Origin of the sequence: Janthinobacterium sp. FW305-128 (genome assembly GCF_020858135.1) — a bacterium.
Taxonomy (GTDB): Bacteria; Pseudomonadota; Gammaproteobacteria; order Burkholderiales; family Burkholderiaceae_D; genus Janthinobacterium.
The window spans coordinates 215,817-232,177 of record NZ_JACYMK010000003.1; the positions used below are offsets into that span (position 1 = coordinate 215,817).

Below are 16,361 nucleotides of genomic sequence, written 5' to 3' on the forward strand. Positions count from 1 at the left end.
TCAGTCGCGCGGCAGTGCGCGGATTTCCACCGTGCCCCCTGCGTTCAGTACGGGGTTTCCGATCAACAATTTTTTTGCATCGTCTATACTTTCAGCTTGCACACGTAGATAGCCTGACAAGTGTGGCGTGACCGCTCTGGCCTGGCCTGAGCGGTGCACGCAGATGCCGGGCCCGATGGAGCTGCCACCGCAGAAGCGGCCACTGGCCCTGAGCATGGCGAAGTAGTCTTCCCAGGCGGACGTGGCGACGTCCATCGGTGTTTCCGTGTCGTCATGCATGAAGATGATGTAGTCATTCATCCTTTTTCTCCTGTGCCGCGTGATAAAAAGAGAGCTGAATTGAGTATCCTGAGCAATCGCGAGCGCATGGTTTTACCCTCACCGCGTCAGTCCGTAGAGACAAGCTGTCCGGCCATGTCATTTTTGGAGCGCACATCGTGCCGATAAAGTATGTTGATTTTTATGAGGTGAATTACACGGCAGAGCGCTTGCGGGGCTGCAAGCTATGGGGCGCGTACGTCGCCATCTATGCCCCTTCGCCCAACCCCATGCACCGGGTGAACCTGGTGAAAAAGCGCCGGGTGTCGGCCGACCATCAGTTTACAACGGAAGCCGATGCCATGGCGGAAGCGGGCGAGGCGGCCGTCAAACTGGTCGAGCGGCGCCAGCGCCGCTATGTCTTCCACCCCTGATGCCACTGCGCGGTATCCTGCAGCGCGCGCCAGGGCAGGATGTGCACGCGGCCCGAATGCACGGCTTCCAGTTCCACGTGCGTGGCCGGTTCATCCGGCGTGGCCGGGGCGCACAGCTTGATGACGAGAAAATGTTTTTCCTTGTTGACGGGCGTGACGGCGGTCCATTTGCTGTTGAGTAACTTGTTCGGACGCAAGTTATTGCGATTGACAAGGTGCATGGCGGTCTCCGGATTGGCGTGATGGCGATGTTGCCATTATCATGCAACTTCCTGCCACGCACGAGGACCGCCATGAAACGCCAGCTGCACCTGCTCGTCATCGACCCGCAAAACGATTTTTGCGACTTGCCTGCCACCTGGCTGCCGCCCGATGCGGCGCCTGCACTGGCCGTGCCCGGCGCCCACGCCGACATGCTGCGCGTGGCGCAGCTGATCCGTGAAGGGGGCGGCGGTTTGACGCAGATCAGCGTAACGCTTGACGCCCACCACCGCTACGACATCGCCCACCCCGCCTTCTGGCGCACGGGCGATGGAGCCGCCGTGCCGCCGTTTACGCAGATCAGCGCCCAGCAAGTGCGCGACCGCCTGTTCTTGCCCGCCGCCAGCGGCGCCTTGCCGCGCGCGCTGGCTTACCTCGATGCCTTGCAGCAGGCGGGACGCTACCAGCTGATGGTGTGGCCCGTGCACTGCGAGATCGGCAGCTGGGGCCAGAATATCCACGCGGCCGTGCGCACCGCCTACAACGCCTGGGAAGTGGCCAACTTGCAAGTGGTGGCCAAGCTGAGCAAGGGTTCCAATCCGTGGACCGAGCATTACTCGGCCGTCATGGCGGAAGTGCCCGATGCGCAGGATGCAGCCACCCAGCTCAACCGTGCATTCCTCGACACCTTGCTGCCGGCGCAGCAACTCTACATCTGCGGCGAAGCGGGCAGCCATTGTGTCAAAGCCAGCACCGAGCACATCGCCGATTACCTGGAAGCGCAGCAAGGCAAGGCGGCCCTGTCGCGCCTGGTCTTGCTGACGGACTGCATGAGCCCCGTCACGGGCTTTGCCGCGCAGCAGCGCGACTTCCTTGCCGCCATGCATGAGCGCGGCGCGCGGCTGGCCACATCCACCGAGGTCGTGCCTGAATTGCTGGCCAACGCAGGCGATTGATGCTTTCCTGCAAGCGAACCCTGCTGAAATGCTTGCGGTGGCGTACTATTCTGGCTTCAGGAAGTTGGAGAAAACACACATGACCCCGATAGTGCGCAGTTTGCTGGAAACCGATCTGTATAAATTTACAATGTGGCAAGCCTTGCTGCACGGTCATCCGAATACCCATACCGAATACGAATTTGTCTGCCGCAACGCCACTGCCTTTCCCCTGGCCGAACTGAAGGGCGAGCTGGAAGAACAGCTCGACCACCTGTGTTCGATGTCGTTTGCCGACGACGAGCTGGCCTATTTGCGCACCTTGCGTTTCATGAAGAGCGATTTCGTCGATTTTTTGACGGTGTTCCGCTTCCAGAGAAAATTCATCGACGTCAGCACGGACGGCGACACCCTGATCGTGCATGCGGCCGGGCCGCAGGTGCACGTGATGGGTTTCGAGATTTTCGTACTGTACATCATCAACGAACTGTATTTCCGCCGCTTCGACCTCGATGCGGCCATGCGCGAAGGGCGCCACCGCCTGGGCTTGAAAGTGGCGGCCGTCAAGGAATTCGGCAAGCTGCCGAGGCGCAAGCATCCGTTTGAATTTTCCGATTTCGGCGTGCGCCGGCGTTTTTCCGGTGCCTGGCATGACGAGGTGGTGCAACGGCTGGCGCGCGAAGTGCCCGAATACTTCAAGGGCACGTCGAATGTCTACCTGGCGAAAAAGCTCGGCATCGTGCCGATCGGCACCATGGCGCATGAATACATGCAGTCGTTCCAGTCCTTCGGCGTGCGCCTGCGCGACTTTCAAAAGGCGGCACTGGAAGACTGGGTGCAGGAATACCGCGGCGACCTGGGCATCGCCCTGACGGACGTGGTCGGCATGGATGCCTTTTTGGCCGACTTCGACCTGTATTTCGCCAAGCTGTTCGACGGCTTGCGCCACGATTCGGGCGACCCCGTCGAGTGGGGCGAGAAGGCGTTGGCCCACTATGCGGCCCTGCGCATCGACGCCAACACTAAGCGCCTCGTGTTTTCCGACGGCCTGGACCTGGACAAGGCGTTTGCCCTGTACCAGCACTTCGCCGACCGCATCATGACGGGCTTTGGCATCGGTACCAATCTCACCAACGACGTCGGTTTGACGCCGCTCAACATCGTCATGAAACTGGTGCGCTGCAATGGCCAGTCCGTGGCGAAATTGTCGGATTCCCCGGGCAAGACCCTGTGCAAGGATGAAACCTTCCTCGCGTATCTGCGGCAGGTGTTCCATCATCCTGCCGTCTAAGCTGCGCCCAGCCGCCTATGCGTGGCGTAGGTCGGATTAGCGGGGCCGCCGAGGCGCGGCAAAGCCGCGCGTAATCGAACAATTGCGCGGACAACTGCGCGGACAACTTCGCGGCCAAGTCCGCCGGCAAACTCGCCGACAAGCTGGGCGGGCAGACGGCGTGCCGTGTGCAACCCCCGGCTTAAAACCCCGTCACCACCGTGTTCATGTGCTCGACCTGGGGCGGGGCGGCAAAGAATTCGCCCACCAGGCCGCGCCAGGCCTGGAAGTCGTCGCTGCCGCGGAAATGCACGGTATGGTCTTCCAGGGTCGTCCAGCCGACCACCAGGCGGTAGGCGTCGCCGTTTTCGATCGAGCGCTCCAGGCGCATCGATTCGCAGCCGCGCGCGCGCTGGAACAGGGGGACGGCTTTCGCTACAGCCGCTTCGAAGGCTTCATGCGTGGCCGATTTGATCTGGATGTGGGCAATTTCAAAAATCATGGCAATTTCCGCTGTGGAATGAAGGAACGGTGATCTTGCCATAATTTCGCCGTGCAGGGGAGGGCGTCAGCCCGCCAGCGCCGGTGTGCCTGCATCGGCGCGCCGGCTGCCCGCGTGGCTGGCCGTGCGCTGTTCGATGTCGCAGCCATTGCATGCCTGCACGATGGCGTGCGCCCGTTCCTGCTCCTGCGGATCGCGGACGGCGACAATGAGGCGCACCATGCCGCGAAACGCCGTCTTGCCGTAGTTACGCCGGTACATATGGTTGTCGCCGCCGAACAGGGCGTTGATCGCGCGTTCCAGCCGGCTGGTCATGGTGTCGCAGTTGCCGACCGTAAAATTGCCCTGCACGGGGCCGGCCTCGTCGTCGCCCGCGTCCAGTTGCACGGCGTGAGGAGGAAAGCCTTCGGCCAGCAAGCGGATGCGGGCGCGCTCCGCATCGGGGAAATGGTCGAAGATACGTATCAGCGTGCTGCCGCCGCTGTTTGTGCTGCTGTCCATGGCCCGGCCTTTCAAGGAGGTGTACCTGATTTGACCGGCGAGCCTGTAAAAAATTCTGCCTCAGCCTGTAAAATCCTCGATCAAGGCGCAAAAGTTTGATAAATATCCAGTATGGCTACCAAGTCGCGCTAAGATACGTCTTGCGGAATCAATCTTTCATAGGAGAACTAAATGGCAGCGAAGAAAATTCTGTTTTTGACCGGCGATTTTGCAGAAGATTATGAAACGATGGTGCCGTTCCAGGCCCTGCTGATGCTCGGCCATGCCGTGCACGCCGTCTGTCCCGGCAAGAAGAGCGGCGAGACGATCAAGACGGCCATCCACGATTTCGAGGGCGACCAGACCTACACGGAAAAGCCGGGCCACCTGTTCACCTTGAACGCCAGCTTCGACGAGATCGACCCTGCCGACTATGACGCCGTGATGATCGCCGGCGGCCGCGCGCCCGAATACCTGCGCCTGAACGACAAAGTCATCGCCGCCGTGCGCCATTTCGCCGAGGCGGGCAAGCCCGTCGCCGCCGTCTGCCACGGCGCGCAATTGCTGGCCGCCGCCGACGTCATCCGCGGCAAGCGCATTTCCGCCTATCCCGCCTGCGCGCCGGAAGTGACACTGGCGGGCGGCACATATGCCGACATCGCCGTCACGGACGCCGTCACCGATGGCCAGTTCGTCACCGCGCCCGCCTGGCCCGCCCATCCGGCGTGGCTGGCGCAGTTCGTCAAGCTGCTCGGTACCGAGATCCGTTTGTAACCTTTACCTGCCCGGCAGGCCGCAGCGTTCGCCGGGCGCACCACTTTTCAGATTCGAGTTCTTCATGCATGCGCCGCGCAGTCAACCTTCCCGCAAACAACTTCCAGCGTCGCGCTGGCGCCAGCGCCGCCTGGCGCAAGCCGCATCGGGCCTGAGCGCCGCGCAGGAGCGCCAGCTGGCCACCCTGCATGACATTTCCACCTTGCTGGCGGGACAGCACGCCATTGATGCGCTGTGCCGCGGCTTCCTGCGCCACGTGATGCAGTTCGCGCAAGCCGAAGGCGGCACCGTGCGCATCCTCGATCCGCAGCACGATACCGTGCACATCATCGTGCACGAAGGCATTTCCGACGCGATGGTGGAAGAGGAACATTGCATCCGCAACAATGATTGCCTGTGCGGCGCGGCCGTGGCGCAGGGCGTGATCCAGATCCGCGATTTCCGCCAGGTCGAAGCGCTGCAGCGCTACCGTTGCCAGGACGAAGGCTTTATCGCCATCGCCGTCTTTCCCATCCTCGCGCGCGACCAGGTGGTGGGCAGCTTTTCGCTGCACTTTGCGCAGCCGCAAGCCGTGCAGGCGCAGCAGCAGGGCTGGCTGGAGACGCTGGGCCAGAGCCTGGGCATCGCCATCGAAAACCAGCGCCTGATCGCGCGCGAAAAGGAATTTGCCGTGGCGCGCGAACGCAGCCTGCTGGCCGAGGGCTTGCACGACAGCATCGCGCAAAGCCTGAACTTCATCAGCCTGCAAGTGCAGATGCTCGACGATTCCGTGCGCCGGGGCCAGCTCGACGAGGCGGCCGAAGTGCTGCCGCTGATGCGCATGGGCGTCGAACAAAGCTACCAGGACGTGCGTGAATTGCTCGTCAATTTCCGCACGCGCTGGCATGGCAGCGACCTCGAAAGCAAACTCAGCGAAGTGCTGGCCAAGTTCGAGCTGCAGACGGGTGTCGCCGGCACCCTGGAGATGAGCGGCAATGGCGCGCCGCTGGCGCCAGAGCAGCAGTTGCAGATCCTGTTCATCGTGCAGGAAGCGCTGTCGAATATCCGCAAGCACGCGCAGGCGAGCAACGTGGCGCTGCGCGTGGAAAACGGGCGCGATTTTGCGCTGCAGGTGCGCGACGATGGCGAAGGCTTTGCCGCCAACCTGCGCGACAAGAAAACGGAATTGCAGATCGGCTTGCGTATCATGCAGGAGCGGGCCGAGCGGCTCGGTGCGCAATTTGCCATCGACAGCACGCCCGGCGGCGGCACGACGATCTCGCTGGCCTTGCCGGCGGCGCGGCGCCAGGCCGCGTAACAGATGATTCCGAATCTATTCCCGCTATTTATCAGGCTAAAGAAACAAACATAGTGAACGCACCAATCAAAATCCTGCTGGTCGACGACCACACCTTGCTGCGCAGCGGCGTCAAGCTGCTGCTGCAGCGCAATCCTCAATTCCAGGTGGTGGGCGAGGCATCGAACGGGCTCGACGGCGTGCGCCTGACGGCCGAACTGCAGCCCGACGTGGTGCTGATGGACTTGAACATGCCCGGCGTGACGGGCGTCGAGGCGCTGCAGCTGATCTTGCAGGACATGCCGCAGATGGTCGTGCTGATGCTGACCGTGTCGGAAAACGCGGCCGACCTGGGCGCGGCCCTGCGCGCGGGCGCGCGTGGCTATTTGCTGAAAAATATAGAAGCCGAGCAGCTGGGGCAGGCCATCTGCCGCGCCGCCGCCGGCGAATCCGTGATTGCCGACGCCATGACGGCCAAGCTTGTGTCGCAGTTCCGCGCGGGGCAGAACGCGCCCCAGGCCGACTACGACAAACTGACGCCGCGCGAACGCGAAGCCATGGCCTGCCTGGCGCAAGGGCTGAGCAACAAGGAAATCGCGCGCCAGCTGGACGTGGCCGAAAGCACGGTGAAAATCCACGTGCAAAACATCCTCAAAAAGCTTAAGCTCAGCAGCCGCGTGCAGATCGCCGTGTATGCGGTCGAGCGCGAACTCGGTAAATAAAGATCAAGCAAAGCGCAAATACCGTGCCAAAAAGCCACAAGGAATGCGCGATTGTTTGATCTGCATGGCGTTCCGGCCTAGACAACCCTAGTTCCTTTGACGTATGGCCTTGACCGTGCCAGCGCATTACACTCTTAGTCATTCGCTAATCTAATAAGAGAGTGTCATGCATAAGGTCAACGTCGATGGCTTGCTGTCGAGCCAGGCTCTGTTCCGCCATATTTCCCCTTCGCAATTAGAGCAATTGCGCCAGGATGTCGTGCGTGTCGAAGTGGAAAAAGGCAAAGTGTTGTTCCGCAAGGGCGAAGTGGCGGAAGGCGCCTACGTGGTGGTCTTCGGCCTCGTCAAGCTCAGCGTGTTTTCCATGGAAGGGACGGACAAGGTCCTGGAACTGATCCGTCCGGGTCAGAGCTTCGGCGAAGCCATGATTTTCCTCGATGAACCATACCCGTTCTGCGCCGAAGCGCTCGAACATTGTCTGCTGCTGCGCATCCCGCCGCATGCGCTGCTGCGCCTGCTGGACCAGTCGCCCCGCATCGCGCGTCAGATGATGAACAGCCTGTCGCATCACCTGATGGGTTTTATCCGCAACGTGGAACGCTGCTCCGTGCAGAACGCCACCCAGCGCGTGGTCGAGTATCTGTTGCAGGCATCGGACCAGCAGCGTTCGAACGAAGTCAAGCTGGACCTGAAGAAGAGCTTATTGGCATCGTTTTTGAACCTGGCGCCCGCCACCCTGTCGCGCGTGCTGCACCAGCTGACGGACTTGCACCTGATTAAAGTCAGCGGTTCGCTGATCCAGATCCAGCCCGATGCGCTGAAGACGTACCGCCATGGTTCCGCCGCCACGGCCATGCTGAACTAAGCTTTTTCAGCAGGCAAGGTCAGCCGCCAGAACAGCAGGGCGAGCAAGCTGACCGCCGCGCCCAGCGCGCATACCCCATGCCAGCCCGCCAGCGCATACACGCTGGTGGCGGCAATCGCACCGAGTCCGCTTCCCACCGCATAAAACAGCATGTAGCACGCCACCAGGCGGCTGTGCGCGTCGCTGTCCTGCTTGAAAATCAGGCTCTGGTTCGTCACGTGGATGGCCTGGCCCGCCAGGTCCAGCGCGATGATGCCGACGATCCAGGGCCACAGGGCCGCGCCGGCAAAACTGAGCGGCAGCCATGCGGCCAGCAGCAACAGCAGGGCCGCGCCCGTCGTCCACTGCGCGCGTCCGCCATCAGCCAGCGCCCCCGCACGCGCCGCGCCCAGCGCACCGATCACGCCCACTAACCCGAAGGCGCCGATGGCCGCATGGCTATAGCCTTGCGCCGTCAAGGGCAATACGAGCGCGCTCCAGAAGATATTGAAGACCGCAAACATCAGCAGGGCCAGCATGCCGCGCACGCGCAGCACCTTGTTGTGCAGCAGCATGTCCGCCATCGAGGCGAGCAGGGCGCCGTAGGCCAGCTTGTGATCGGATGGCTGCACCGGCGGCAGCTTGCGCCACAGCAGCATCAGCAGGGCGCAGGCGATGGCCGCCGACACAAAATACACGGCGCGCCAGTCTGCCAGGTCCGCCACCACGCCGGACAGGGTACGCGCCAGCAGCAAGCCGATCACCACGCCGCCCTGCGCCATGCCGACGACCTTGCCCCGCTCATGGCTGGCCGCCGCGCTGGCCGCATAGGCGATCAGGCCTTGCGTCATGGCCGTGCCCAGCAAGCCCACCAGCAGCATGCCGCCCAGCAAGGCTGCCGTGGAACGGGCGCAGCCCAGCGCCGCCAGCGAGACGGCAAGCAAGCCCAGCTGGAACAGGGTCAGCCGGCGCCGGTTCAGCATGTCGCCCAAGGGAACCAGCAGCAGCAGGGCCAGCGCGCAGCCGAGCTGCGTGGCCGTGATGACCATGCCGCCGGCGGCTTCCGTCATGCCGAACTCGTGCGCCAGGGTGGCGAGTAAAGGCTGGGCGTAATACACATTGGCCACGCTGAGGCCGGCCGCACAAGCAAACAGCCAGACGAGAGGGGAAGGAAGTGCTGCTGTGATGGGGGTGGTCGTGTCGCGCATGGGCTTGCCTATAAGTGGTTGCAAATTAAAACCAGTTGGAGTCTACGGTGATTAGTTTTAAAATGCAACCACTCAATCAAGGAGAGACTCCGTGGCCAAGCGCAAGAGCCTGAAAACTGACCCCTGTCCCGTGGCGCGCGCGCTCGACGCGATCGGCGAGCGCTGGTCGCTCTTGATCGTGCGCGACGCCTTCGACGGCATGCGCCGGTTCGGGGAGTTCCAGAAAAGCCTGGGCGTGGCAAAGAACATCCTGGCCGACCGCCTGCATACCCTGGTGGAAGAGGGCATCTTTACGGTCGCGCCCGCCTCGGACGGCACGGCCTACCAGGAATATGTGCTCACGCCCAAGGGCCTGGCCCTGTTTCCCGTCGTCGTCGGCTTGCGCCAGTGGAGCGAGGCGCAATTGTTCGACCCTGGCGAGGCCCATTCCACCCTGCTGCAGCGCGGTTCAGGCTTGCCCGTGCGCCGCATCGACGTGCTGGCCGAGGATGGCCGCGTGCTGCAGGCGGGCGATACCGTCGTGCAGAAGGTAGGGTCGCCATGAGCCGCACGGTGGCCGTCATCGGCGGCGGTATCACGGGCGTCACCACGGCGTACGCGCTGGCGAAACGGGGCGTCGCTGTCACCCTGATCGAGCGCCACCGCTATGCCGCCATGGAAACGTCGTATGCGAATGGCGGGCAATTGTCGGCCTCGCACGCGGAAGTGTGGAACCACAAGGCGACGATCTGGAACGCGCTGAAATGGATGACGCGGCGCGATGCGCCGCTGCTGCTCAATCCGACTCCCGGCTGGCACAAGCTGAGCTGGTTTGCGGAATTTCTCGCCGCCATGCCGGATTACGAGCGCAACACCATCGCCACGGCGCGCATGGCGATTGCCGCGCGCGCACATCTGTTTGCCTGGGCGGAAGAAGAGAAGATAGCGTTCGATCACCGCCGCGCCGGCATCCTGCACGTGTACCGTGACCAGCGCGGCTTCGAGCGGGCGGCCGGCGTGTCGCGCCTGCTGGCGCAGGCAGGGCTGGAGCGGCGCGCCGTCACGCGGCAGGAAATGCGCGCCATCGAACCGGCCCTGCACGGTGACTTTTACGGCGGCTACTACACGGACAGCGATTCCACGGGCGACATCCACAAATTCACCAGCGGCCTGGCCGACGCCTGCGTGCGCCTGGGCGTGGCCTGCCGCTATGGTGCACAGGTCACCGCGCTGGCGCGCGAGCACGACAAAGTGCGTGTCTCCATGGGCGAGGACAGCACCGTGTTCGACGCCGTCGTCATCTGCGCGGGCACGGCCAGCCGCGCCATGGCGGCCATGCTGGGCGACCACGTGAATGTGTATCCCGTGAAAGGCTATTCGATTACCGTGCAGCTCGATGACGGGGCCAGCCGCGCCGCGGCGCCGTGCGTCAGCCTGCTCGACGATGCGACCAAGCTGGTCAGCAGCCGCCTGGGCGAGGACCGGCTCAGAGTGGCGGGTACGGCGGAATTCAATGGCGTTAATTACGACATCCGCGCCGACCGCATCCGCCCGCTATTGGAATGGGTCGAGCAGTGCTTTCCCGGTGTGAATACGCGCAAGGTCGTGCCGTGGGCGGGCTTGCGCCCCATGCTGCCGGCCATGCAGCCGAAAGTGGGGCCAGGCAAGGCACCGGGCGTGTATTACAACACGGGCCACGGCCACCTGGGCTGGACCCTGGCGGCCGCGACGGCGGAGATGGTGGCAGAGGCGGTCGCGCCTAGTTCTTCGGCAGCAGATCGCTGAGCGCGGCGCGGCCCTTGACGGTGAGGAAGGGGCCGACCTTGCTGTAGGGCAGTAAAAAATCGTTTTCGCAGCCGCTGCCGTTCGAGTCTTCCCAGAACGATACGCCTTCCGGCTTCAAGGACAGGTGGAAGCGGCCGTGGCCGTCGTAATCCGTGCCCTTGCATTCGGCGTCGATTGTCACACCCTTGAACAGGGCCTGGCGCAATCGGTCCGGCAGTTCGGCCTTGTCGTCGCCATCGCTGGCGCTGGCGCCAAACCAGTTCCACACGTCCGTTTCCTGGCCCGTCTTCACGTCCCAGGTGCGGAACCGGATGGAAATACCGCTGGCGCCATAGCCGGCCGCCCAGCGGTAGAACTTGACCGTCACCCAGCGCGGCGACCAGTAGGTGGGCTCCGCATACACTTCGTCTTCCGTCGTGAAGCCGTTGCGGCCCAGGTATTCGCGGCGCGTGGCATAAAAGTCTTCCAGGTCTTTCTTGTTCTTCGCCAGCACGGCGCGCAGCTGCGCGTTGATTTTCGCGATGCCGTCGCCAGGCGCCATCAGTTCCACGGTGATGGTGTCGCCCACTTGCAGGTTGCGGTATTGCTTGCCTTCGAAGGTAACGGGTTTGCTGACCTTAGTGTTGGGAAAGTCTTCCAGCGCCAGGTTGTAGGCATCGCTGGCGCAGGATGGATGCTCGCGGTCGCCCGCCGCTTCCAGCAGGGTCAAGGCCAGGGGCAGGGTCTTGCCGCTTTTCGGATCGGTCCAGGTGCCGGCCAGTTTGCCGCCTTGCGGCGCACCCAGGCGCCACGTGCCCGTCGTATCGCCCTTGGCGTCGGATTCGCTCCAGTCGCTCTTGCCGTTCGCCATGGACAGCATGATCGGTGTCTTGTAGCGCGTGTAGTAGTAATTGCCGCTGCGGTCAGCGCCTTGCGTGGGACTGGGCTGGTTGAAGCAGGCGACGATATTGGCCTTGCCCAGCGTACCCTGCCACACGCCTTGCACGGGCGGCTCGGCCGCCATGGCGGAATTCAGGGCGGGCAGGGTCAGACATATCAACAAAAAGCGGCGCATCGGATTTTCCTGTGATTGGCGATGGCCGATTCTACATGGCCACCGCCTGGAAATGCCGCACGCCAACTTTTACGCTTGTTTTTCCTGCGCCACCACGGCCATTGCCGCGCCCAGGTATTGCACCATGGCCCCGTCGACGAAGCTGCCTTCCATCAGACGCGGTTCCTGCTGGTGCGCCTGGCGGAATTTCAGCTGCGTGGCCGGGTTCGTGCCCGCATACGAACGGAACAGATCCAGCCACTGCCGCGCCAGTTGCAGCACGGCCGGGTCGGTGGGCGGTGTGCGCGCATCGATGGCGGCGCGCACGGCGGCGATCAGGGCCGGCCACTCGCCCGAGCGCTTGCCGTAGTTGGCGAGTAAATACGCGTATTCCTGCTCATCGAGGAAAGGCTTGTACAGCGCCATGCGCGAGGCGTTGAAGGCGGCGAGGATGAACTGCATCAGTTCCGCATCGATGCTGGTCGTGGCCTGCATCGATGGTTCCTGCTCGTGCATGTCGTTCAGGCGCGCGAACAGGCCCGGGTGGGCGCCCGTGTCGCGCACCAGCTTGACCATCCATTCCGTGGCCAGCGCCTGTGCTCGCGCGTCGCCGGGGCCGGCGCCCGTCGCCTGCAGGGCGCGCACTCTGGCCACCAGCGCCTTCCATTCCTGTTCCACGGCCGTATCGGAGAGCAGCGGCAATTGCTGCAGTTCTTCTTGGGTAAAGTATTTGTCGTACATGGTCATCAACTCCATAGTGGTAAGCCACTCGGCCAGTTCCGGCGCTTGTCCCTGCGCCAGTTGCGCCTGCAGGGTGCGCAGGCGCTCGCGCAGGGTGGAAGCCTGCGCGATCTGGCGCTCCAGCATGGCGATTTGCCGTGCCACGATGGAATGCAAAGGCAGGTCCGGGCCGGCGAGGGCGTTGGCGATATCGGCCAGCGACAGCCCGAACTTGCGCAGCGCCATGATCCGGTGCAGCCGGTCCATGTCGCTGTGCTGGTACAGGCGGTAGCCGGCTTGCGTGCGCGCCGAAGGCGAGAGCAGGCCGATGCTGTCGTAGTGGTGCAGGGTGCGGATGGTCAGGCCCGTGAGCCTGGCCAGTTCACCGATTTTCAGCAGCATCGTCTTCTCCTTGTCTTCAGTGCGTGCTACCACGATGGCGCCTGACGTTACGTCAGGGTCAAGCAGGAATGTAGCAGAGGAGCCGAAAAAACCGGAAAAAGAATCCGTTGACCTTCATTTTTTTGTACGGTATATTTATAAAACCGAATGACGGCTTCAGCAAAACAAACAGGTTCGGGCCAGGCGGCCAGGCGGCATGACGGCATGATCGTTGTGCGGCGCAGCAAGACGCGCCACTGGCAGGGCTGGAAAGACAATCCGCGCAGACGGATTTTTTTCACAGTTGGTTTGTACGTTAAATATAATATGCCGCCGGCAAGATCCGGACGGCGAGAAAGACGACCATGATGAAAAGTATCGTTTGCGATACGCCCGGCAGTTTGCGCATGGAGCAGCGTCCCGTGCCCGTGCCCGCCGAGGGCGAAGTGCTGCTGCGCATACGCCGCGTCGGCATCTGCGGCACCGACATGCATATCTTCCGCGGCACCCAGCCATTCCTCAGCTATCCGCGCGTGATGGGCCATGAATTGTCCGGCCATATCCACAGCGCGCCGGCCGGCTCGCGTCTGGCCGTGGGCGACCAGGTCTACGTGATGCCCTATCTGTCTTGCGGTACTTGCGTGGCCTGCCGCCAAGGCAAGACCAACTGCTGCACCCGCATCGAAGTGCTGGGCGTGCACCGCGACGGCGGCATGACCGAATATCTGGCGTTGCCCGAGCGCTTCGTCTTCAAGACGGAAGGCATCTCGCTCGACGACGCGGCCATGATCGAATTTCTCGCCATCGGCGCGCATGCCGTCAAGCGCGGCGCGGTTGATGCGGCCAAGCGCGTGCTGGTGGTGGGCGCCGGCCCGATCGGCATGGCCGTGATGCTGTTCGCATCGTTGAAGGGCGCCGACGTGACGGTGCTCGACGGCCGCGCCGACCGCCTGCAGTTTTGCCGCGACGCGCTGGGCATCGCCCGCACGGTGCAGCTGGGCGACGGCGACAAGGAGCAGCTGTCCGATGCCACCGGCGGCGAATTCTTCGACGTGGTGTTTGACGCCACCGGCAATATCGCCGCCATGGAGCGGGGCTTGGACTTCGTCGCGCACGGCGGCTCCTATGTGCTGGTATCGATCGTGCGCGATCGCCTGTCGTTCTCCGACCCTGAATTTCACAAGCGCGAAACGACCTTGCTGGGCAGCCGCAATGCCACCGTCGACGATTTCGAGGACGTGGTGGCGGCCATGAAGGCGGGGAAAGTACCCACCGCGCTGCTCAATACCCACCGCACCACGCTCGATGAATTTACGGGCGTGCTCGATCGCTGGATGCAGCCCGAGGCGGGTGTCATCAAGGCCATCGTCGAGGTCTGAGATGAGCGATCTCAACCCCATACTTCAATTTGGCACCAGCCGCTTCCTGCAGGCGCACGCCGACCTGTTCGTCAGCGAAGCGGCCAGCGTCGGCGAGGCGCTGGGCCAGATCACCATCGTGCAAACGACCGGCAGCGCGCAGGGCGCGGCGAGGGTGGCGGCGTTTCGCCGGCCCGGCGGCTATCCCGTGCGCATCCGCGGCTGGCAGGACGGCGTGCAGGTCGATGAAGAGCGCCGCGCCCACGCCGTCACGCAGGCGTGGCAAGCGGGCAGCGACTGGCGGCAGGTACGCGATGCGGCCGTGGCCGCGCGCGTGATCTTGTCGAATACGGGCGACACGGGCTATCAGTTGGACGAATCCGACCACGCCGGCATGCTCGACGGCGATACCGTCCCCGCCAGCTTTCCCGCCAAGCTGCTGGTGCTGCTGCATGACCGCTTCCTGGCCGGCGCCGCGCCCCTCTCGATTTTTCCGTGCGAACTGGTGGCCGACAACGGCACGGTGCTGCGCCAGGTGATCGTGGCATTGGCGCGGCAGTGGCGCTGCGATGCCGCGTTCATCGCCTACCTGGAAACGGGCTGCCTGTGGATCAATTCCCTCGTCGACCGCATCGTTTCCGAGCCGATCGAACCGATAGGCGCCGTGGCCGAGCCCTATGCGCTGTGGGCCATCGAGGCGCAGGAAGGCATGCTGCTGCCATGCCGCCACCGGCAGGTGGTAGTGACCAGCAGCCTGCGCGACTATGAACAGCGCAAGCTGTTCTTGCTGAACCTCGGTCACACCTATCTGGCGCAGCTGTGGATGGAGCGGGGCAGCCCGGCCGGCATGACGGTGCGCGAGGCGATGGACGATGGCGCCATGCGCGCCGCGCTGGAAGCCCTGTGGCAGGAGGAAGTGCTGCCCGTATTTGCCGCCATGGGCGCGCCGCACGGCGACGCCGCGCTGGCCTACGTGACGCAGGTCAGGGAACGCTTTTGCAATCCCTTTCTCGCGCACCGCCTGGCCGACATCGCCCAGCACCACGCCGGCAAGATCGAGCGCCGCGTGGCGCCCGTGGTGGCGCTGGCGCGGCGGCTCTGTCCCGCGCTGGGGCAGCCGCGCCTGCGCGCCATGCTGGCGCCGGGAGCGCAGCCATGAACGCCCCCGCCACCGCAGTTGTTTCTTTTTCGGCATGCCGATCCAATCCGATATCGACTAAAATGGCCCACTCATCCACTTTCCCTTTCGCTGGCATAGCGCGTTCATTCATCCATGTCCAAACCCGCCACCGTCTTCAAGCGCAGTACCAATCTGCTGTTGCAATTTCTCGCCGAGAATGTCGCAGTGGGCGAGACGCTGCCGACGGAGCAGTTCCTGACCACCATCTGCCAGGGCAGCCGCACGGCGGTCCGCAGCGCGATCGCGTATCTGTCGACGCGGCGGCTGATCGCCAGCCCGGCGGACCGGCGCCTGCTGCGCAAACCCATACCGGGCGACTACTTCGATATCTCCGAATTGCAGTCGGGGGCCGAGCGCATCCAGCAAGTGCTGATGGAGCGCGTGTACCAGCGCGACATGCCGCCCGGCGCGGAATTTTCGGAAGCGGAACTGGCGCGCGAGGCGGGCGCCAGTACCGTCAGCGTGCGCGAATTTCTGATCGGCTTTTCGCGCTTCGGCCTGATCGAGAAGAAGCCGCGCGGCGGCTGGCGCCTGTGCGCGTTCGACCGCTCGTTCGCCACCGAACTGGCGGACATGCGGCGCATGTTCGAGATGGCGGCCGTGGAGCAGTTTGCGCACCTGCCGCATGGCGACCCCGCGTATGCGGAACTGGCGCGGCTGATCAAACAGCACGAGAAGCTGGCGGCCAGGATAGACACGCGCCACAACGCCTTTCCGGCGCTGGACCGCGAGTTCCACACCTTTTTGATCGGCCTGCTGAACAACCGCTTCGCGCAGGGCTTCTACGATATCGTCTCGTTTGTCTTCCACTATCACTACCAGTGGGACAAGGGCGAGGAAAAGGGCCGCAACCAGTACGCGGTGCAGGAGCACCTGGCGATCCTGCATGCGCTGGCGGAGCACGACATACCGAAGGCGCTCGAGTGCATGCGTTCGCACCTCGATTCCTCGCGCCGCACCATGCTGTCCTCGATAGGCACGCGCGAAAAACTGAGCCAGCCGGACGCCTAGCCGTCTTTGC

Annotated in this window: 19 protein-coding genes; 12 read left to right on the forward strand and 7 right to left on the reverse strand. The window is 63.5% G+C overall.

Annotation, left to right across the window (positions count from 1 at the left end):
* Positions 1 to 300 (reverse strand): hypothetical protein, encoded by a 300-nt coding sequence (locus IGS60_RS08525; protein ID WP_070221809.1) that lies wholly within the window; start codon positions 298 to 300, stop codon positions 1 to 3.
* Between the two features lie 137 nt (positions 301 to 437).
* On the opposite strand from IGS60_RS08525, the gene IGS60_RS08530 reads away from it, so the two are divergent.
* The gene (locus IGS60_RS08530) at positions 438 to 692 is read left to right on the forward strand and encodes a hypothetical protein (protein WP_070221808.1); all 255 of its coding nucleotides are present in this window, start codon (positions 438 to 440) and stop codon (positions 690 to 692) included.
* Here IGS60_RS08530 and IGS60_RS08535 read toward each other — a convergent pair.
* Positions 674 to 913, reverse strand: coding sequence for a TIGR02450 family Trp-rich protein (locus IGS60_RS08535; RefSeq protein WP_070221807.1), 240 nt, complete (start codon positions 911 to 913; stop codon positions 674 to 676). The two genes, IGS60_RS08530 and IGS60_RS08535, sit on opposite strands and share 19 nt — an antisense overlap.
* Before the next feature lie 72 nt (positions 914 to 985).
* Between IGS60_RS08535 and IGS60_RS08540 the strand changes: the two genes are divergently transcribed.
* Together IGS60_RS08540 and pncB are read left to right on the forward strand one after the other, a co-directional pair.
* Positions 986 to 1,849 (forward strand): cysteine hydrolase, encoded by an 864-nt coding sequence (locus IGS60_RS08540; RefSeq protein WP_230503730.1) that lies wholly within the window; start codon positions 986 to 988, stop codon positions 1,847 to 1,849.
* A gap of 79 nt (positions 1,850 to 1,928) precedes the next feature.
* On the forward strand, positions 1,929 to 3,119 hold the full coding sequence (pncB, locus tag IGS60_RS08545; RefSeq protein ID WP_070221805.1) for a nicotinate phosphoribosyltransferase: 1,191 nt from the start codon (positions 1,929 to 1,931) through the stop codon (positions 3,117 to 3,119).
* A gap of 181 nt (positions 3,120 to 3,300) precedes the next feature.
* On the opposite strand, the gene IGS60_RS08550 is transcribed toward pncB, so the two are convergent.
* Both IGS60_RS08550 and IGS60_RS08555 read right to left on the reverse strand, forming a co-directional pair.
* Positions 3,301 to 3,600, reverse strand: a complete 300-nt coding sequence (locus tag IGS60_RS08550) for an antibiotic biosynthesis monooxygenase (RefSeq protein ID WP_070221804.1) — start codon at positions 3,598 to 3,600, stop codon at positions 3,301 to 3,303.
* A 66-nt stretch (positions 3,601 to 3,666) separates the two neighbouring features.
* Positions 3,667 to 4,101: a hypothetical protein gene (locus IGS60_RS08555; RefSeq protein WP_230503732.1), complete on the reverse strand. Its 435-nt coding sequence runs from the start codon at positions 4,099 to 4,101 to the stop codon at positions 3,667 to 3,669.
* Positions 4,102 to 4,272: 171 nt separating this feature from the next.
* Between IGS60_RS08555 and IGS60_RS08560 the strand changes: the two genes are divergently transcribed.
* From IGS60_RS08560 to IGS60_RS08575, 4 genes are all read left to right on the forward strand, one after another.
* Positions 4,273 to 4,854, forward strand: coding sequence for a DJ-1/PfpI family protein (locus IGS60_RS08560; protein WP_070292103.1), 582 nt, complete (start codon positions 4,273 to 4,275; stop codon positions 4,852 to 4,854).
* A 64-nt stretch (positions 4,855 to 4,918) separates the two neighbouring features.
* Positions 4,919 to 6,151, forward strand: a complete 1,233-nt coding sequence (locus IGS60_RS08565) for a GAF domain-containing protein (protein WP_070221801.1) — start codon at positions 4,919 to 4,921, stop codon at positions 6,149 to 6,151.
* A gap of 53 nt (positions 6,152 to 6,204) precedes the next feature.
* The gene (locus IGS60_RS08570) at positions 6,205 to 6,852 is read left to right on the forward strand and encodes a response regulator (RefSeq protein WP_175445255.1); all 648 of its coding nucleotides are present in this window, start codon (positions 6,205 to 6,207) and stop codon (positions 6,850 to 6,852) included.
* Positions 6,853 to 7,018: 166 nt separating this feature from the next.
* Positions 7,019 to 7,717, forward strand: coding sequence for a Crp/Fnr family transcriptional regulator (locus IGS60_RS08575; protein ID WP_070313712.1), 699 nt, complete (start codon positions 7,019 to 7,021; stop codon positions 7,715 to 7,717).
* Here the strand turns inward: IGS60_RS08575 and IGS60_RS08580 are convergent.
* On the reverse strand, positions 7,714 to 8,904 hold the full coding sequence (locus IGS60_RS08580; protein ID WP_230503733.1) for an MFS transporter: 1,191 nt from the start codon (positions 8,902 to 8,904) through the stop codon (positions 7,714 to 7,716). The two genes, IGS60_RS08575 and IGS60_RS08580, sit on opposite strands and share 4 nt — an antisense overlap.
* A gap of 91 nt (positions 8,905 to 8,995) precedes the next feature.
* On the opposite strand from IGS60_RS08580, the gene IGS60_RS08585 reads away from it, so the two are divergent.
* Complete coding sequence (locus IGS60_RS08585) at positions 8,996 to 9,448, forward strand: helix-turn-helix domain-containing protein (protein ID WP_230503735.1); 453 nt, start codon at positions 8,996 to 8,998, stop codon at positions 9,446 to 9,448.
* Entirely contained in the window at positions 9,445 to 10,668 is a 1,224-nt protein-coding gene (locus tag IGS60_RS08590; protein ID WP_230503737.1) for a D-amino acid dehydrogenase, read from the forward strand. The genes IGS60_RS08585 and IGS60_RS08590 overlap by 4 nt, the downstream gene beginning before the upstream one ends.
* On the opposite strand, the gene IGS60_RS08595 is transcribed toward IGS60_RS08590, so the two are convergent.
* The gene (locus tag IGS60_RS08595) at positions 10,643 to 11,722 is read right to left on the reverse strand and encodes a hypothetical protein (protein WP_230503739.1); all 1,080 of its coding nucleotides are present in this window, start codon (positions 11,720 to 11,722) and stop codon (positions 10,643 to 10,645) included. The genes IGS60_RS08590 and IGS60_RS08595 overlap by 26 nt on opposite strands.
* Before the next feature lie 69 nt (positions 11,723 to 11,791).
* Entirely contained in the window at positions 11,792 to 12,823 is a 1,032-nt protein-coding gene (locus IGS60_RS08600; protein WP_070313717.1) for a MerR family transcriptional regulator, read from the reverse strand.
* Positions 12,824 to 13,170: 347 nt separating this feature from the next.
* On the opposite strand from IGS60_RS08600, the gene IGS60_RS08605 reads away from it, so the two are divergent.
* From IGS60_RS08605 to IGS60_RS08615, 3 genes are all read left to right on the forward strand, one after another.
* Positions 13,171 to 14,181, forward strand: a complete 1,011-nt coding sequence (locus IGS60_RS08605) for a zinc-binding alcohol dehydrogenase family protein (protein ID WP_230504066.1) — start codon at positions 13,171 to 13,173, stop codon at positions 14,179 to 14,181.
* Between the two features lies 1 nt (position 14,182).
* The gene (locus tag IGS60_RS08610; RefSeq protein ID WP_230503742.1) at positions 14,183 to 15,319 is read left to right on the forward strand and encodes a mannitol dehydrogenase family protein; all 1,137 of its coding nucleotides are present in this window, start codon (positions 14,183 to 14,185) and stop codon (positions 15,317 to 15,319) included.
* A 114-nt stretch (positions 15,320 to 15,433) separates the two neighbouring features.
* Complete coding sequence (locus IGS60_RS08615) at positions 15,434 to 16,351, forward strand: GntR family transcriptional regulator (RefSeq protein ID WP_230503744.1); 918 nt, start codon at positions 15,434 to 15,436, stop codon at positions 16,349 to 16,351.
* Positions 16,352 to 16,361: the final 10 nt, after the last annotated feature.

Bases quoted from the DNA above. Each gene is read 5' to 3' on its own strand.
- IGS60_RS08525 (WP_070221809.1), bottom strand. From the start codon at position 300: ATGAATGACTACATCATCTTCATGCATGACGACACGGAAACACCGATG.
- IGS60_RS08535 (WP_070221807.1), bottom strand. From the start codon at position 913: ATGCACCTTGTCAATCGCAATAACTTGCGTCCGAACAAGTTACTCAAC.
- IGS60_RS08540 (WP_230503730.1), top strand. From the start codon at position 986: ATGAAACGCCAGCTGCACCTGCTCGTCATCGACCCGCAAAACGATTTT.
- pncB (WP_070221805.1), top strand. From the start codon at position 1,929: ATGACCCCGATAGTGCGCAGTTTGCTGGAAACCGATCTGTATAAATTT.
- IGS60_RS08550 (WP_070221804.1), bottom strand. From the start codon at position 3,600: ATGATTTTTGAAATTGCCCACATCCAGATCAAATCGGCCACGCATGAA.
- IGS60_RS08555 (WP_230503732.1), bottom strand. From the start codon at position 4,101: ATGGACAGCAGCACAAACAGCGGCGGCAGCACGCTGATACGTATCTTC.
- IGS60_RS08560 (WP_070292103.1), top strand. From the start codon at position 4,273: ATGGCAGCGAAGAAAATTCTGTTTTTGACCGGCGATTTTGCAGAAGAT.
- IGS60_RS08565 (WP_070221801.1), top strand. From the start codon at position 4,919: ATGCATGCGCCGCGCAGTCAACCTTCCCGCAAACAACTTCCAGCGTCG.
- IGS60_RS08575 (WP_070313712.1), top strand. From the start codon at position 7,019: ATGCATAAGGTCAACGTCGATGGCTTGCTGTCGAGCCAGGCTCTGTTC.
- IGS60_RS08580 (WP_230503733.1), bottom strand. From the start codon at position 8,904: ATGCGCGACACGACCACCCCCATCACAGCAGCACTTCCTTCCCCTCTC.
- IGS60_RS08590 (WP_230503737.1), top strand. From the start codon at position 9,445: ATGAGCCGCACGGTGGCCGTCATCGGCGGCGGTATCACGGGCGTCACC.
- IGS60_RS08595 (WP_230503739.1), bottom strand. From the start codon at position 11,722: ATGCGCCGCTTTTTGTTGATATGTCTGACCCTGCCCGCCCTGAATTCC.
- IGS60_RS08600 (WP_070313717.1), bottom strand. From the start codon at position 12,823: ATGCTGCTGAAAATCGGTGAACTGGCCAGGCTCACGGGCCTGACCATC.
- IGS60_RS08605 (WP_230504066.1), top strand. From the start codon at position 13,171: ATGAAAAGTATCGTTTGCGATACGCCCGGCAGTTTGCGCATGGAGCAG.
- IGS60_RS08610 (WP_230503742.1), top strand. From the start codon at position 14,183: ATGAGCGATCTCAACCCCATACTTCAATTTGGCACCAGCCGCTTCCTG.
- IGS60_RS08615 (WP_230503744.1), top strand. From the start codon at position 15,434: ATGTCCAAACCCGCCACCGTCTTCAAGCGCAGTACCAATCTGCTGTTG.